Below are 18432 nucleotides of genomic sequence, written 5' to 3' on the forward strand. Positions count from 1 at the left end.
TACAATGGCAACTGACAATACATTCCTTGGCCGTGGATGGAGCTTCCCTCCCGTTTTTGACCGGCAGCAGAAAACCGTGCAAATGCTGGATGGGGAAGAGAATATCCGCAGCAGCATTGAAGTAGTATTATCCACCGAACTGGGTGAGCGCGTGATGCTACCCGGTTTCGGATGGAGAAAGGAAGGCTGGCTGTTTGAATCCATGACCACTACCGCCGCCACGGCCATAGAAAAAGAAATTGAGACCGCCCTGTTGTTCTTTGAGCCCAGGATAGACCTGAATGAGGTCCGCTTGCTCCCCGCGCAAGGGGAAACAGGGAAAGTGGAAATACATATAGACTATACAGTGAGGAGCACCAATACGCGCAACAACCTGGTGTATCCTTTCTACTTAACCGAGAAATAACGCATGACAAACACTGAAAAAAACATATTGCAGTATTTGTTAGCCGCCGATGGCGTGAACCAACTGGAACGCGCCCAGGCGGCCCTGGACCCCGGTAAATTAAAAATAGACGATCGCTCTATGGGCGACCTGCTGCGCTTTCTCTATGCGCTATCGCATCATATCCGCTTTTATAACCAGGATCTGCAACTGCAGGGTAACTGGGCGCCGTTCTTTGAGCTGCTGCACCACGGCAGCCCCGTATTGCCGGATACGCTTACAGATGCAGCAATAAGCAACCTGCTACAGACCCGTGATGACCTGCCCCCGCACCTGGCCCTGCTACTGGCCTTCCTGCACATCTTCTCCTATGTGCAGCAGGATATGAACGCACTTACCAGCCGGCGCTTAAAATACTACTATGAAGATGTACTGCAGATAGCAAGGAAAGCTGCACGTCCTGACCAGGTGCATGTGCTGTTTGAGCCCGCCAAAAACGCAAAGCCCGTATTACTGAACGCCGGCACACTGCTGGATGCGGGTAAAACAGGTACCGGCGCTCTCCTGCAATATGCGCTGGACAGCGAGCTGGTAATAACGCAAACCACCATCAGTGAAGTAAGGTCCAGCTATACCGATGTTAACACCAATGGCAACGCTATTGTATTTAAAGCAGCCGATGCCAGGACCGTATTAAACAGTACGGCCACCGCCTGGAAGCCTTTTGGCAGCAGTCAACTGCTTTCTTCCCCGGAAACCCGGTCCATGGAGGCGGCCTGCTTTGGCTGGGCCATCGCCTCGCCCGTGCTCCTGCTGGCAGAAGGCACACGCGTCATTACGCTCAGCATAGACTTAAAAAATATGGAAGGCGCCACCGTGGTGATAGATGACCTTGAGGAACCGCTGGATATTACAGGCGCGCTGCAGGTGGGGCTGAGCGCGGAAAAAGAATGGCTGCAGCCGGACAATATCCTGAAGGCCCAACTGGTACAGTTAGATGCCCTCAATGATATCTTCCAACTGAGAATGACCGTTTCCCTTAGCAATACCGCCCCCCCGGTAACAGCTTACAGCGAAACGGTGCACCAGGCGCACCTGGCAACACCATGGCCGGTAATACGGGTGCAATTGCTGCCGGAAAGCTACCTGCTGGAAACACTCTCACAGTTCAGCACGGAAAGCATCAGCATAGAGGTGGCCGTAAGCGGGGTAAAAAACCTGGTGCTGCAGAATGACCAGTCCATTCAGCCGGTAGATAAGCCCATTCTGCCATTCGGCAGCTTCCCCGCAATAGGGTCCGGCTTTTATATAGGCAGCGCGGAGATCTTCAGCAAAACGCTCACTTCTCTTAGCGTACAGCTTCACTGGGAAGACCCGCCGGATAATTTGGTAGACTATTACCGTACTTATTACGATAGCCTGAACGTAGAGAATGGCAGCTTTAAAGTGAACATGGAGCTGTTGTCCGGTAAAACCTGGGATACCGGCCTGCATGCAGGCATTGCGATCTTTGATACCAGCGACGCCACCAAAGCAAGAAGCCTGGAAGTAAATAAAAGCGATTTTGCCAACCTCACAGCTAACAGGCCTTTTAAAAGAAGCCCCGGTTTACAGTTGCCCGGTGAATTCAATAACACCCTGCACCAGGGATTTCTGCGGCTGGTATTAACAGGGCCCGCCAATGTGCCCCTGCCGGACGAGGGGCCTTTTGAAGCCTTTGGCCATAAAGTGTACCCGGGCGTCTATACGCAAAAGGTGATCGCATTAAGCAAGCATGAGAACGGCCCAAAACCGGTGCTGCCCAAACCTCCCTATACGCCTGTGCTGAAAACCATTTCGCTGGACTATACTGCCAGGGAAGTTTTTTCGCCCGGAACTCCCAATGGCACAGACCAGTATTTTATCCTGGACGTGTTTGGAGCCGCCGAAACGGGAAAGAACGACAAAGCCGTACTGGTGCAGCCGCAGCCCGGTAAAGGAGTGCTGTATATAGGACTGCAGCAGGCCGATGTACCGCAAACTGTTTCCATGCTGTTCCAGGTAGAAGAAGGGAATGCCGTAGGCAGCGAGCTGCTGGGCACCCAGGACCTGCACTGGAGCTACCTGGCCGGTAACAACTGGGTACCCGTACAGGCAGCGGACATTATAGAAGACAGCACCAGCGGCCTGCAGCAACCGGGACTGATCCGGCTCAATATAGGCGCCGATGCATCGCTGCAGCACAGCCTGATGCCCGCCGGCGCCCGCTGGCTACGGGTAAGCGTAAACGACAACCAGGACGGCGCCGGCGGGATACAGCATATTGCCACACAGGCAGCCAGGGCCACCCTGGTACTGCTGCCCGAAACATCCGCATTATATGAACAGCACCTGTCTGCTCCCCTGCCGGCTGGCGCCATTGGAAAACTGGTGCAGAAGGTGCCTGCCATAAAAAAAGTGCTGCAGCCCTATCCTTCCTTTGGAGGCCGCAACCAGGAAGTAGACAGCGCGTATTACCGCAGGGTAAGCGAGCGCCTGCGTCACAAAAACAGGGCTACCACGGCAGGCGACTATGAGCACCTGTTCCTGGAATATTTCCCTGACATCTATAAGGTAAAATGTTTGTCTCATTCCGGTACGGAAGGACTGCTGATGCCCGGACAGGTACAAGTGGTAGTAGTGCCCGACTGGCGCAGGCGCAAAGCAGGCAGCCCGCTGCAGCCTATGGTCAACCAGTACCAGCTCAGGGAAATGGCGACAACGATCAGCCAACAGTGCTGCGATCCCTTTGTGCAATTGCAGGTGGCAAATCCAGTGTATGAGACCTTGCTGGTGCATTGCAAAGTGAATTTCCATGCCGCCTTTGATCCAGGCTATTATGCGGCTGTGCTGGAAACAGAGGTAAAGAAATTCCTAAGCCCCTGGGCCTATGAAGAAGGACAGGATATTGTTTTTGGCGGCCAGGTGTATGCTTCCGAAATACAGGCCTTCATTGAAAGCCGGGAGTATGTAGACAATGTAGTAGGGTTTGAGCTATACCACCAGCACCAGGGCGGCCTTACAGGGGACGGTATTAACAACATGGTCATAGGCCATGACTTTATAGTGGGCTACAGCCCTGAAGCTACCATTGCCACCCTGCTGGACGCTGTCACCGGTGCACAAACAGGAGGTAAAGCTATTAATGCAGACTTCATTGTGGGCGAACCGGTGGAAACCGCTGCCGCCACAAGGCCCGACAGTATCCTGGTTTCCAACCTTTACCATCGCATAGAAGCCCTGCAGGCGGAAGACACCTTCTGCCAGGGCACGCAGGTAATAGGAATTGGCAAAATGATCATAGGTCTTGACTTTGTAACTATTTCATAAAAAATAAAAACTATTCATCATGGCAGAACGTAGTAAAGCCTATCTGAAACAGGAATTCCGCGACGGAGAACGGCCATCCGGCGCTGACTTTGGCGACCTGATAGAATCCTTTGTGAATAAAACGGATGACTTTGATACCAGCAAGAACCTCAATTTACCGGCCGGCGTCAACCTGGGCGATGTTACCACCGGCAAAGCCGGCACCCTCCGTTTTAACAGCGGCACCGTGCAGTTTCATAATGGCAGCACCTGGAACAACATCGCCAGCGGTGGCTTTGGCCCCGCTGGAAGCGGGAACAGCCTGGGATACGACCCGGGTACAGGCGCAGGGGTGGCTATTGGCCCCAATGCTCCCACCACTAAGCTGGATGTGCAACTGGGCAATAACCTGGGGCCTTTTGACCGCGCCAGGTTCGGCAACGTTATTATCAGCAACGGCACCGGCACCGCCGCCGCCGATGCGCAGGTAAGCCATAACAATCACAGCTCCAACACCGGTTTTGCGCTGCGCCAGACCAGTGGCGGCGACGTGTATGTGAATGCGCCTGCCGGCAGCGGGGTTTTTCTGACCCAGGGCGGTACCAGCACCACCCCGCGCTTAAGCGTTATATCCAGCGGCCAGGTGGTGATCGGCAATAACGCGCTGCTGTCGGCCAACGGCGCGCTGCAGGTAAACGGCGATGCTTTCAAAAATGCCGGCACCTCAGCATGGCTCATCGCTTCCGACGTACGCCTGAAAAAGGATATCCAGCCTTTTGAAGACGGCCTTGAAAAGCTGATGCAGGTGCGGCCGATCCGTTTCCGTTATAACGGCCTGCTCAACCAGGATACGGACAAGGAATATGTTGGCATTATCGGCCAGGATCTGCAGCCCCTGTTCCCTTATATGATAATGGCCGACCCGACGATGCGTATACCCGGTACCGTGGCTACCGGTGAAGGAACATCTTCCAAAGAGGATGGGATGCTGACCTATGACAGCAGCGCTTTCACCTACGTGCTGATCAATGCCGTGCAGGAGCTCACCCGGCGCGTGCAGGCGCTGGAGAAGCAATTGGAAAAGCAGGCAGAAAAGCAGCCCGAAAGATCAGCAAAAGCCAGGAAGGCATAGCCGTCCGCATTGTAAGCATAAGTTACCCCAATGAGCCAGACAACACAAATATCTCCACTGCCCCCGGAAATGAAGAGCCAGGATTTCAGCTTTCTCCGCACGGAAGGCCTGCAACTGCTGCAGCGCATTGCCGGCAGCTCCTGGACCAACCATAACCTCCACGATCCCGGCATCACGCTCCTGGAAGCCGGCTGTTATGCGCTAACGGAAATGGGCCTGCGCCTGGGCATGGATATCGCGGACCTGGTAGCCAGTGACACCTCCGGCTACCAGCAACCTTTTTTCACAGCAGCGCGCATCCTGCCATCGGCCCCGGTAACCATTCATGATATCAGTAAGCAACTGGCCGGCCATCCGCTGGTGCACAATGCCTGGGTATACCCTTCGCTATCTGCACCGGCAGGCAGGTACAGCGTATTGCTGGAGCTGACCAATGAAGCGCTGAACAGCAACCTTTTCAACACAACAGTGCTGGCGCCCGGCTATGTGATCGAACTGGGCTTTCCTTTCTGGGATGAGCCGGTAGCCCAACCCTTCCGGCAGGAGGTGGTTTTACAGAATATTGTGCTGGAAGCCGCTGATGGAGTAGAGTGGAACAGCATTGAAGACAGCAACGCCTGGTTTGCACGCTTCAGGGTGACCTACACCCAACCCCCGGTGCCGGGCAACCAGGAAGCCGTATTACTGGTAGTGGTAAGGATCATTTCGCCCCTGCAGGATCCGGCAACAGCAATTCCCCTGATCCTGCCGGCAGTAAAAGCAAAAATGATCAACCTGGCAGACACCCCGGAAGAAATTGCTTTGGTGCGGCAGTTCAACCACCGTGTACGCGACGCTTATAACGACATGCGTATTGTACGGCGCTATCTTGGTAACTACCGTAACCTCTGCGAGGACTTCGCGGAATTCAATGCGGCGCGCCTGCAGGAAATTGCCATCTCGGCTACCCTGGAAATAAATGCCGGTGTGAACCCCGAAAATCTGCTGGCCGACATCTTTTATCACCTGGACCGCTTCATAGCACCGGACCCTGTTTTTGAATCCCTGGATACTTTACGGCAACGGTTGTCCCCGGAAGAGATCTTCGAAGGTCCCCTGCTGGATGCCGGCTTCCTGTCCAATACCGCACTCACTGCATCACAGCAGGCGGAGGTGCTGTATACCTCCGATATCCTGCGGATCATACTGCAGCAGCGGGACGGCAGCGGGACCGACGTCATACAACAGGAAAACACCAGCTCGCGCAACATAGCAGCCGTGCGGAATGTCAGCCTGGCCAATTACCTGGACAACCTGCCGGTCACTATCAATGCGCGCAACTGCCTGCACCTGGTGCAAAGCCAGCGGCACATACTCCGCCTCAGCCTGTTAAAGTCGCGTATTATATGCCTGCGCAACGGCATAGAGGTCGGCTATGACATTAACCGCGTGGTGCAGTTATTCACCTATAAAAAGCAAAGCGCTCAGCCGCCGGCTGTTGACGGCCCTGTTGATATCCCGGTGACGCCGGGCAACGTTTACCCGGTGTCGGAATATTATCCCCTCCAGAACGATCTGCCGTTTGCATATGGCGTGGGAGAAGCCGGGTTGCCGGCCACGGCCAGCGCCCGGCGAAAAGCACAGGCGCTGCAGCTCAATGGCTACCTGTTCTTCCTGGAACAGTTGACTGCCGGCGTGGCGGGCCAGTTGGCCAACTTCAACGCATTTTTCTCTGCCCGGCCGGAGCCGGCGCAAACGCTTTTCTCCTATCCCCTGCATGAACTGTCCCAGGTGGCGCCTTTGCTCGGCTCCCCCGGCGGGTATATGACGGCCCTGCAAGCGGCCACCGAACAGGAGGAGGCTTTCCTGAACCGTCGCAACCGTGTGCTGAACCATTTGCTGGCCGTACTGGGAGAAGATATGTACGACAAGGCGGAACTGAATTACCGCAGGGCGGCAAAAATGGCCACCGGCGACAACCAACTGGTGCCCGACCTGCTGAGTATACAACAGGCAGAACGCAATATCGCCTCCCGGCAACTGATACGTGAAAAGGCTGCTTTCCTCCATGCCCTGCCGGCGCTGAACCGGGACAGGGCCCAGTCCTTCGGCAACCCGGCCATACGCCGGGAAGACCTGGTAGTGATTCAGCCTGTGGCAAACGGCTTTCACTGGACCATCCTGGATGTCAGCGGTACGCCCTTATTCCGCTCCCCATTACCACTGCCCGGCATGGCGGAATGCCGTCAACGGGCGGCAGCCACTTTTTTGCTGGCTACAGTGGCCGGCAGTTACAGCGCGGCCTCCTCCGGTATGCAATACCGCCTGGTCATACAGCAACCCGGCAGCAACCCTGCCGATGCAGAGATTGCCGAAAGCGTTGCCGCCTTTGCCTCCCCGCCGGCGGCCATGGCAGCAGTTACAGGGCTGGTGCAAACCATGCTGCAACTGTGGGTGCGCCATACGCTGGCGCCTATAGAAAGCCGCCTGTATCACCTGCTTGGCCTTGTACTGCAGGAACGCCGGCAGTTAACCTACCATCCCCTGGATGAATATTTTGAACTATTTGATGATCCCCCGCCGGATGCCAATATCCACAAACGCTTCCGGCTGTGGGAACTGCCCGGCTTTGCCGGCGATACATTGCTGGTTAGCGAAAAAGACTACGCAGCGCCTGCGGATGCGGACGCCGTTGCAAAAGCGCAATCCGCCATTCAACGGGTGATAGACAGGGGAATACTGTTTGAGCACTATGACATAGCCGAACCGGTTCCCTCCCAATACCAACCTGTATTAAAAGACGCCGGCGGCGATGTACTGGCACGCAGTCCGCAAACTTTTGCCACCCCGCAACTGGCCCGGCAGGAAGTGAACCGCATATTGTTCCATATATACCGCCGCTACAACCTCGAAGGGTTTTATATGATCGAGCATGCGCTGCTATATCCCTACCAGGATGGCGACACAGACCTGGCGATACCTGGAATGCAGGATCCTTATGCTTTCCAGGTAAGCTTCCTGTTCCCCTCCGGCTATACCAGCAACGTATCTCTGCCCGGCAGCCCGGCTGCGCCCACCCATGCTACCAGCAATATGGACCCCGAGTACCGGAAATATGTGACCCAGCAGGTCAGGAAAGCCTGCCCGGCGCACGTACTGCCCAGGATCATATGGATAGACCACATGGAACCGGGCCAGCCCGTTGGCGCTGCAGACCCCTGCTTCGAGAATGTGGAACAGCAATACCAGGCATGGCTGGAAGCCTGGTTTACGGATGAAACGGCCACAGCCGTCATTAGCCCCTTGAGAGCAGCATTGGTACAGACGCTGAATGAAGTATTCACCAGGAACAGTTAGTATATATGCAGCAGGTTGCTTCACATATCATTCAAAAACAGGTATTCCTGTTAAATGCTGCCGGCAGCAGCACAACAGGACTGGAATGGGACCTGAAGGCCAGCCGGCTGCTGAAAAAAGTGATCATGCCGGTAGTGGAATCCTGTTTTGAGGCGCTGCCGCTGGAAGGCCGGCATTTCATTATAGACAAGCTGGAAATAGACCTCGGCATTCTTTTACCGGGCAACCTGGAAGAAGAAACCCGGCGGCGCCTGGATCACCGCTTGTCGGAGGCGCTACTGGAGCACTATAACAGCGCCGTAGGTACGAAATCAGCCGATACGCCCAATACGCCTGGCAGCGCTCCTGCACTGACACGAGGTGATAGCCCGGCCGCCCCGGCGCCTGACCGGGAGGCAACGCAGGCGCCCATAGTGGCCAGCACAGCACAAGCCCTTTATATGGCGCTGCTGCACTTTCTGCAATCCGGCACGCTGCCCTGGTGGTTCACAGCAACTTCCGGTTCCCTGGCAGATGCCTTTACTGCCGGCTACCTCAGAGAGATGACCACAGGCGAAAAAAGCACGCTTCGCCAGGTGCTGCAGCAACAGGCCGCCGCCCGTATAAGAATGGTGAACCTGTTTGCACCAGGCCAGATAAGCGAACTGCTGGAAGCCCTGCGCCTGGATGGCCATAATGCCCTGGCGCAATGGACGCCGCTGGCACAGGCCTTCCGGCAGTTTGAAGAACTCCTGCCCCTCTTCCATCAACAGTTCTGGACAAGCTGGATCATCGCGGGCGGGCATAACACGCCCCGCCTGGACCTGCCTGAGCTGCTGGTAAAAACGACCGCCCACAACAGGGCCTTGTTCCGGGAGGCAGGCAGGGCGCTGCTGGCAGCCTGCCGGCAGGAGCAGGCATCCCCTGTGTTTACCGCTTATGCCGCCGCGCTGGCGGAATACCTGGAGGAACCGCAACAGGTTGACGCCCCGACACCGGCGGCGGCCCCCAATGAAACCGCCACAGGAGGCCCCCCGGTGCCTGCCGCGGGCGGCGGGGATCTTGCCAGTGCCGGCAACCATACTGCTGCCGGCAAACAGGAGATGCAGGCCGCTGCAAATGGCGGGCGGACTGCGCACAGCACGAAGCAGGACCTGCCGCCACAGCGCAGCAAAGAAGACGCCGGTGAAGCAGCATACTGGCAGGTACCTGATGCCGGCATGGTGCTGCTGCACCCTTTCCTCGCAGAACTATTTACCAGCAATGGTTTATGGGAGCCCGGGGGTTGGTGCACATCACATGCGCCCTGGCAAGCCATGCAGTTGCTGGGCTGGCTCCTGAACGGGGAAGAAAGCCAACCCGAATATGCACTCACGCTGTCCAAGCTGCTGACTGGGCTGGAGGTCAGCACGGCCTTACAGGCGGCTCCGCCCCTGCCCGCCAGCGCCTTTGCCACGTGCCATGAGCTGCTGGAAGCGGTAATAGGGCATTGGAAAGCATTGCGCAACACCGGACCGGGGGGCCTGCAGGAAGGGTTCCTGCAAAGGCCCGGCAAACTTACCGAGGTAAGCAACGGGTATATGCTGCAGGTGGAGCAAAAAGCGCAGGACGTGCTGCTGGCGCACCTGCCCTGGGGTTTTGCCACAGTAAAGCTGCCCTGGATGAGCACCCTGCTGCACGTTAGCTGGCATTAAAAAACGAACAACAATCATATCAATACAATGAATACACTAAAGAACATCCCCCAAAAGATCTGGCTGCTGACCTTATCGGCAGTCCTTGGCTTATTGCCCATGCTTGTAAAGGCGCAGGATATAAACATACCCGGGCCTAACGCAGTGCATGTATTCAACTTCACCCACAATGTATCCGTTGGCACCATTAACATCTCGCTATCGCCCAATACGCATAGCAACGTGCTCTGGTCCTTTGAAAATTTACCGGCAGGCAGAACAGACCCTGTAATGGAAAACGGGGAAGAGATCGGTTTTACAATAAACGGCATTGTTGTCAAGCTGCCCAATGGCGCCACCACCGGCACAGCAGGTTCCGCCACCGCGCAGATCTCCGGAACGGGCGATCCTACCACCATGCCCGGCCTGCCCATCAATTTCAGGATACGGATAGTTACAGACAGCGGCGGCGGCACGCCCGCCCAGCGCGATTACCAGATCAACATCCAGCGTAAACCGCTGGACCTGGCGCTGGTGCTGGATCGTTCCGGCAGCATGGCCTGGTCCCTGGACGGCGCCGACTTTTCGCCGCCCCCGGGCGAAAGCCGCTGGGAGCTGCTGCAGCAGGGCGTTAGCATCATGAAGAACCACCTGGAGGTGCTGGCGGAAAGTGACGACCAGATCACCGTAAGAATGTTTGGCAGCTATCCCACCAATAATGGCGTAGTAGTGCCCGGCGCACCATTCAATGCAGGCACACTGGTGCCGATGGATGCCGCCAACCTGGCTGCATTAAATACAGGTGGCAGCCTGTGGACAGGGGTAAGCCCCCTCGGCAATACTCCGCTGGGCAACGGCATGCTGGCCGGCAGGGACCTGTTGGTGCCGGCCATGCCGAACGATCACAACAAAGCCATGATCGTTTTCTCGGACGGGGAGCAGAATGCCGGCAATCAGCAGGTGAAAACAACAGCGCCCAATGCGTATACGCAAACCGTGCTGGGTGAAGTGCTGAGAAGCACGCCCCCTAACGAGATCAAAATATACACCGTGAACCTGGGCTTCAGCGGCATTGCTCCCGACATGATGGCGCAGATAGGGGCCAATAATGGCGGCTCTTTCCTCAATAACGGTATCAGCGGTACGGTAACGGACATCAATAACTATTTCATGTCCATGGCGTTCACCACGCAGATCACGAACATACTGAGCGGCAGCAGTCCCCAACTGGTAGACTTCCACAGCTCTGTTTTCCCCCTGGCCCCGGCCGGCCATCCCGTGTCCGAAGGATCATTCCATGTCAACAAGGGCGCCAGCTCATTGATCGTTACATTGATGGGGCCTGGCAGGAGATACGAGCCGCACTTTACTTCCATTAAGAAAGACGGACAGGAACTGATCCAGTACGTAAAGCGAACCTCCGACGCCGGTTACATCTCCTTCTCCATTAAATTCCCGGTACCTGGCCTGCCCAACCTTAGCTCCGAAGGAGAATGGGTGGTAAGAGCAGCGCTGGGGGCCAATCCCGGCAAATCAGTACCCTACGCGCTGATGGCAGTAGTGGATGATCACGGGTTAAAGCCCGTCTATTCGCTGGGTGCGCAGCGCTTCAAGGTGGGACAGTCCATGCAGCCTAAGGTCACCCTGCGCCATCTTGGCAAAACACTGGATCATGCAAAGGTGGAAGTATGGATAGTAAAACCGGGCGATGACATTAACGACCTGGTGGCCCGGTCTAAAACAGATTTTGACCAGCAGCCCGGCGACCCGGGCACACCCGGTGCGGCCAAGCTCTCCGCTTTAATGAAAGACAGCAGTTTTGTAAAACGTGTCATGAACCAGCAAAGCAGTATACAACTGGCATATGATAAAACTGCGGATGCCTATACCGCCACTTTTAACGGGCTGGATGTAGCAGGCGTGTACCAGGCTATATTCCACATCAGCGGAAAAGATACCGCGCTGGGTAATATCCAGCGTTTCCACCAGGAAAGCTTTTACGTGCGGTTCCCGGATATTGACATCAAGAGCTCCAACATCGTTGTCAGCACTTCCTCTTCCGGCAACTCCGTTATCACGTTTACGCCACAAACCAGCAAGGGCCGGTTAATTGGCTCCGGCTGGGGTAGCACCATTACCGTAGATGATACGGATGCGACCATTGAGCGGGTAGTTGACAAGGGTGATGGCAGCTATGAGATCCACATGAAAGGAACGGTAAAGGAACCGGTAAAAATATCCGTTGCAGGCGAACCGGCCTATGACGCCAAACTTACCAGCAGCCAGGATTGTAATGATCCCGACGCAGGCTTCCTGACGCGCGTAAAATGCTGGCTGATCAGCATAGGGCTGCCCGGCTGGATCATCTGGCTGATACTGGCGGTGCTGGCTGGCGTGCTGGTATTGCTCGGCAAAAGAAAAAAGAAATAAACACTAAATATTTAACCCTCCCATGACCGGGTTACTGGCAATAAAACGGTGGCCGGTAACCCGGCATGTTTAAATCCAAACAAGTTAAAGAAAATGAAAACAAATTTTTTTTCCCTCACTGTACTGAAACTGTTGTTAACTCCATTACTGGTGATCCTGTTATTGCCCGTATGCCTGCAGGCACAAACCATTGATATCCCTACCGGCAATAACCCCCTTTTTGAATTTCCTGCATTCCAGGTAGGCACCCCGGTGAACCCTCCTGTAGCTATCGGCTTGTCTCCCAGTACCAGCAGCCAGGTATTGTGGAGCTTTGCCAACCTGCCGGCGAACAGAAGCGAGGAAGAACTGGAAAACGGGGAGCTGGTTGGCTTTACAGTCAGCGGCGTGCACATTAAACTGCCCACCGGCGCCACTACCGGCACTTCAGGCGACGCTACCGCCACTATCAGCGGTACGCCGAACGAATCGGCCGGGGCTATTGAGTTCCGTATAAACGTGATCACCGACAATGGCAGCGGGAGCGCGGCAGGACGCACCTACCGGGTCAGCATTAACCGCGATCCCGTGGACCTGGCCGTGATACTGGACCGGTCCGGCAGCATGGGCTCAGATATTGCAGGCAACTTTCCTCCTGCGGCAGGTAAAAAGACCCGCTGGGATTTTCTTCAATCAGGCATAGCCGTGATGGCCAACCAGCTACAGGCCTCTGCCAAACCCGGAGACCGCCTGGGCGTGAGAATGTTTGCCTCCTTTCCTAACGTGATCCCGCCCCAGGCGCCTTACAATGCACCGGACCTGATCTCCCTGCCGGAAGTGATTGCAGGACTGCCCAATGCCCTGGCCCAGGAAACGCCCTCCGGCGGCACCGCCCTGGGTGATGGCGTACTGGCCGGCCGCGATCTGCTGGTAGCGGATGACCTGCCGCATACAAAGGCCATGATCGTATTTTCCGACGGAGAACAGAATTCCGGCGACCTGGTGGACGCCGCCAACCCTGTGCAAACCGTTTCCGGACAATTGCTGCGGGGCGGAAAACCGCTGCAGATACACACCATCTGCCTGGGCAGCACAACCGCCAACAAAGCGCTGATGAACGATATTGCCGCACAGAACGGCGGTACGGCACTATTGCTGGAAAGCGAGGATGAAGCAGACGAGCAGGCTTTTCAACTGGCCTTTATAGAACAGTTGAAGAATATTTTCGGTGTGCAGTCCGGGGCAAGAATAGCAGGCTCCTTTGCCGCAGGCACCGGTCAGGCGGCCCCCCAATCCTTTGATGTCAATAAAGGAATAGACGCCCTGGTAGTTACCCTGGTAGCTCCCGCGCAGCACGGGGCTTTCTTTAAGACCATTACAAGAAACGGGGTGGACATGAAGGATGCCGTCAACATCGTGAACGGTCCCGGTTTCATCTCCTTCTCCATAAAGCCCGGCGTAACGGCAACTGCTGCGCAGGCTACCCAGGTTGCGGTGGATGGCAAATGGACCATTGTGCCCGCGCTTGGCACTCCTGATACGGCGGCCGTGCCCTTTACCATGATAGTGGCGATAGACGACCGCAATGTGAAACCGGTTTTCTCGCTGGGCGCCCAGGAATTTAAAGTAAACGACCTGTTGCGTCCCAACGTCAAGCTCACCGTGCAGGGGAAACCGGTTAAGAACGCAAAGGTGACCGTGACCATTATCCAGCCCGGCGACGACGTAAACGACCTGGTAGCCAAAAGTAACGTAAAGGCGATAACCCGCGATGATGCGGACTTTGTAGTACAGGCTGGTGATACCGTTTCCGCTGTTGCAGCAAAGATGGCCCTGCTGCTGAAGGACAAGAGCTTCAGGAACAAAATCAGGCGCAAGGAACAAACCATCCGGCTTTTATTTAACCCGTTTGACAACACGTACAAAGGTGTTTACAACGGATTGAAAGTAACCGGCGCCTACCAGGCCATCTTCAACATTACAGCCACGCATCCACAGTTAGGAAAGATCCAGCGGCAGCACCAGGAAAGCTTCTTCGTACACTTCCCGGAAATAGACCGGCAGGCCTCTAAGCCCAAAGCAGGAAAAGACCTGTTGGGCAATGTAGTGCTCACTTTCATACCCCGCGCCACTAACGGGAAGTTCATTGGTTCCGGCTGGAAGGACGCAATAAAACTGGAAGGCAGCGACATTGCAGTGAAGAAGATAACAGATACCGGCATCGGCATATACTTCATTACCCTCAGCCAGCAGCCAGAGCAGCCTTTCCGGCTCTCTCTTGCCGGGCAACTGGTCTTTGAAGGCACGCTGGCCGATCTGGGTTTCAAATAAAGAAAATAAACGAACACTATGCAGCATGCACGAACAAAGGAAAACATAGCTGCTAACAACAACAAGGGAGGCAGCTTCTTCTCCCCTGCCCTGGTACAGCCTAAGCTCACGGTGAACGAGCCCGGCGATATGTACGAGCAGGAGGCAGATGCCATGGCAGACAAAGTAATGCGTATGCCTGGCAGTCAGGGGCTGCCTCCCTTCTTTTCACCACTGGCAGCCAGCGGGATCAGCCGGCTGGTGCAGCGAAAATGTGCTGCCTGTGAACAGGAGGAGCAACTGCAAAAGAAAGCGGATGCAACAGTACCGGTCATTCAAAAAAAATGCGCTGCCTGCGAGCACGAAGAGGAACATGCCGTGCAACGCAAGGAAGCAGGCCCGCCGGTGCATGACCAGGTAGCGGCATCCCTGTATAGCAGCAAAGGCGGCGGCCAGCCCCTGCAGCAGGAAACAAGAACATGGATGGAAAACCGTTTTGGTGCAGACTTCAGCCAGGTAAAAGTGCATACCGGCGCGCAGGCGGTACAGCTCAGCCGCGATTTGAACGCCCAGGCTTTTACACATGGCACTGATATTTATTTTAATGAAGGGAAATATGCCCCTGCTGCAACGGAGGGCAGGCACCTGCTGGCGCATGAACTGACGCATGTGATACAACAAGGCGGGCATGGCGCTTCCGGCATGCTGCAAAGAGCTTGTGGCACTACCGCTATCGGGCCTGTTCCCGCGGATTGTAACCTTGTTCCCAAAGATCCGCTGGGCGCACGTTTCCTGTTCAATATAAACTGTGATGAATTTGCGCCGGGTGAAGAAGCCCGGCTCCTGGGCTTTGCGGCAGGCATCAGTCCTACTGCAGGCATTAACATCCTGGGCGTTGCCAGCATGGAAGGCCCCCTCGCATTCAACCAGAGCCTTTCCTGTAAACGGGCCGATGCGGTAAGAAATGTGCTGACCACCCGCGGCGGCATTCCACAGGCCAGAATAGGCCGGATGGAAGCGGCCGGCCCCCGGGGCGCTGCCGGCGACGCCACCATGCGCGCAGGGGCCCTTGACCTGGTGACCATCTCCAGCAGGACCGTAGCCGCTTCACCGGGACTACGCACCCGTACCAACATCGGGGTCGGAGAACAAGTGACGCTTACACATTCCTCCGGCGATCCTCTTACGCTCTGGGACAGCAGTGCAGGTCCGGCTTCACTTTCTTCACTTACCGGCGCATCCGTTACATTCACGGCCCCGGATACGGCGCAAACCGTCACCATCACCGCAGGCGGAGCCTCCATTGTGTTCAGGATCATTGCCCCTACCGGCGTATTTATGGAACGTGCAACGGGCTCAAACGTCAAACACCGGCAGAACTTCCCGGACTCGGGCTTACTGCTGGATGTGTTCCTGCTACCGGACACCGTAAACTTCAATAATGTACGGTACCGTGAGCTGGACGTTACAGGCACCCCGATACCGCCGGGCGGCGCTTATTCCTGCAATACCTTCAGCGGCGGCCATTGCGCGCCGGCCGGGTTGGGGCCTTGTCCGGACAAAGCCCTGACCAACGTGGTAGTAGCGGGTAAAGGCACCCGGTCCGTACTGGGCGACTGTGCATACTCCGGGCATTGTGGCGGCTCACCACCATTCACACCGGGGAGCATATTCCTGGTAATCCCCTACGAATACCGGGTAGGCGCAGGTCCGTTCCGTCTTTTCACCAATGTGCTCCAGATGCACACCCTGGCGGCAGATGCCAGCACGCTTACCACCTTTAAGGCAGGCGCTACAGGCAGCACTACGGTAGCTGCTGCCACCGCAACCATACCTACCTGTCCCTAACGGATAAAAAAGCAACATGCAAACAACGCTCAAGCATATTACCTCCGTGCCGCCCCCGGCACAACAGTCAAACGGGCAACCGGTCCCTTACCTCATTACGGCTTTGGAGTACCTGCAATGCTGCATCGCTGACAGGCTGGCCACCCACCTGCAGCAGCCTGTGCCGGAATACCCGCCGTTAACACTGCCGCATGAGGAGGACCCATCCTCGTTTGCCCGGTTTATAAAACAGCATCGCCCCGGTCATAATGAATTACTGCTACTGCTGATCGCCCTGGCCCCTCATGTGGTAGCCGGGTTCTTCGACGGCCTGATACAGCAATTCCTGCCCCAAGGTGGCGAACTGCCGGAATTCGGCGGCACCCGGGGGCAGCGTCACCGTGGCATGCTGCCTACAGGAGAAACCGCCCTGTTCCTGCTGGCAGGCACCAACCCCCAGGCCCGTTTACAACTGCTGCCGCTATTCAATAAGGAACAATGGTTATTCAGGCACCACATACTTTCCCTTGAAACGGTCAGTGGAGGCGAACCGCCGCTGAGCGGGAAGCTGCTCATTGACCCTGAGTTTGCGGAGGTATTTACCACCGGCAAGGTAGGCCTGCCCCAGTTGAGCACCACTTTCCCGGCAGAACATATTACCACGCAAATGACCTGGGCCGACCTGGTACTACCCGAAAACGTATGGAAGCAGATACAGGAACTGCAAAACTGGCTGAAGCACGGCAAAACCCTGATGGAGGAATGGGGCATGGCTAAAAAGCTGAAGCCGGGCTACAAACTGCTGTTCTATGGCCCGCCCGGCACCGGCAAAACACTTACCGCCACCCTGCTCGGGAAACATACCGGCAGGGAGGTATTTCGTATAGACCTGTCCACCGTGGTCAGTAAATATATCGGCGAAACGGAAAAAAACCTGTCTTCCCTTTTTGATAAGGCCGAAGACAAAAACTGGATACTCTTTTTTGATGAAGCCGACGCTATTTTCGGTAAACGTACCGGTGTACGCGATGCGCATGACAAATATGCCAACCAGGAGGTCAGCTACCTGTTGCAGCGCATTGAAATGCATGCCGGGCTCACCATCCTGGCATCCAACTTCAGGAATAATATGGACGACGCCTTTATTCGGCGCTTTAACGCCCTTATCTATTTCCCGCCCCCCCAGCCGGCAGAACGTTACCTGCTATGGACCAAAGCATTCCCGCCCGCCATTACCCTTGATGAAGATACAGACCTCCGCAGCATCGCGGATACCTACGCTTTGACAGGCTCGCATATTATAAACGTGGTGCAACACATATGTCTCAATGCATTGGAAAAAGGCGTCTACAACATCTCCCAGGAGATCATTATCCAGGGCATTAAACGGGAGCTGGAGAAAGAAGGGAAGTGACCGCATGGCTCACCGGGTTAATTATTGGTATACATATTGCGGCCCTCATGACATATCAAATCCAATCTGTTATGCAAACTCCAATTAGCCGTTACTGGTGGGTATTTCTCCTCCGGGGGATCGCTGCGCTGTTAATAGGGCTGCTGGCCATTTTTGTACCGGGCATTACCTTCGGCACCCTGGTGCTCTTCCTCGGCGCCTACATGTTCATTGACGGTATCTTTTCCATTATTGCCGGCATCAGCGCGCGCAAGCAGTCCCGGGACTGGGGCTGGTATATCGTTTCCGGCCTGTTTGGCATTATTATCGGCGTAATCACCTTCGCCAACCCCTTTGCCACCGGCATCGCGCTGATATACATTGCCGGCGTATGGGCCATCGTAGCCGGTATTGTAGAGATCATCGTTGCCGTAAGGCTGCGGAAAGAAATTACCGGTGAAGGCTGGTACATTGCAGGCGGCATCCTCACCATTCTCTTCGGGATACTGATCTTCATCAATCCCGTGGCAGGCGCGCTTACCCTCACCATCATCTTCGGTATCTACGCCATTGTGGCCGGCGTGATGCTGGTATCCCTGAGCATGCGGCTGCGAAAGAAATACAAGTCGCACCGGAGCATACCGGTTACGTGAAAATGTAA

At 55.7% G+C, this 18432-nt stretch carries 10 protein-coding genes; all 10 read left to right on the forward strand.

Features of this window, described 5'->3' with window-relative positions; translation table 11 throughout:
* Positions 1–4 precede the first annotated feature (4 nt).
* The 10 genes from LX66_RS21245 to LX66_RS21290 all read left to right on the forward strand — a co-directional run bounded on the left by LX66_RS21245 (position 5) and on the right by LX66_RS21290 (position 18424).
* Entirely contained in the window at positions 5–406 is a 402-nt protein-coding gene (locus LX66_RS21245; protein WP_145717282.1) for a GPW/gp25 family protein, read from the forward strand.
* Between the two features lie 3 nt (positions 407–409).
* The gene (locus tag LX66_RS21250; RefSeq protein ID WP_145717284.1) at positions 410–3733 is read left to right on the forward strand and encodes a baseplate J/gp47 family protein; all 3324 of its coding nucleotides are present in this window, start codon (positions 410–412) and stop codon (positions 3731–3733) included.
* 19 nt (positions 3734–3752) lie between these two features.
* A complete protein-coding gene (locus tag LX66_RS21255) occupies positions 3753–4844 on the forward strand; it encodes a tail fiber domain-containing protein (protein WP_145717286.1) in 1092 nt (363 codons plus the stop codon).
* Between the two features lie 30 nt (positions 4845–4874).
* Positions 4875–8180: a hypothetical protein gene (locus LX66_RS21260; RefSeq protein WP_145717288.1), complete on the forward strand. Its 3306-nt coding sequence runs from the start codon at positions 4875–4877 to the stop codon at positions 8178–8180.
* A 5-nt stretch (positions 8181–8185) separates the two neighbouring features.
* Positions 8186–9853 (forward strand): contractile injection system tape measure protein, encoded by a 1668-nt coding sequence (locus tag LX66_RS21265; RefSeq protein WP_145717290.1) that lies wholly within the window; start codon positions 8186–8188, stop codon positions 9851–9853.
* A 27-nt stretch (positions 9854–9880) separates the two neighbouring features.
* Positions 9881–12262: a vWA domain-containing protein gene (locus tag LX66_RS21270; RefSeq protein ID WP_145717292.1), complete on the forward strand. Its 2382-nt coding sequence runs from the start codon at positions 9881–9883 to the stop codon at positions 12260–12262.
* Positions 12263–12355: 93 nt separating this feature from the next.
* Positions 12356–14572, forward strand: a complete 2217-nt coding sequence (locus tag LX66_RS21275) for a vWA domain-containing protein (RefSeq protein WP_145717294.1) — start codon at positions 12356–12358, stop codon at positions 14570–14572.
* Between the two features lie 18 nt (positions 14573–14590).
* Complete coding sequence (locus tag LX66_RS21280) at positions 14591–16399, forward strand: eCIS core domain-containing protein (RefSeq protein ID WP_145717296.1); 1809 nt, start codon at positions 14591–14593, stop codon at positions 16397–16399.
* Positions 16400–16415: 16 nt separating this feature from the next.
* Positions 16416–17792, forward strand: a complete 1377-nt coding sequence (locus LX66_RS21285; RefSeq protein ID WP_145717298.1) for an ATP-binding protein — start codon at positions 16416–16418, stop codon at positions 17790–17792.
* Between the two features lie 71 nt (positions 17793–17863).
* Positions 17864–18424 carry an HdeD family acid-resistance protein gene (locus LX66_RS21290; protein ID WP_158642702.1) on the forward strand — a complete coding sequence of 187 codons (561 nt, stop codon included), beginning with the start codon at positions 17864–17866 and terminating at the stop codon, positions 18422–18424.
* The last annotated feature ends 8 nt before the right edge of the window (positions 18425–18432 follow it).

It is taken from the genome of Chitinophaga japonensis, from assembly GCF_007830125.1.
GTDB lineage: Bacteria > Bacteroidota > Bacteroidia > Chitinophagales > Chitinophagaceae > Chitinophaga > Chitinophaga japonensis.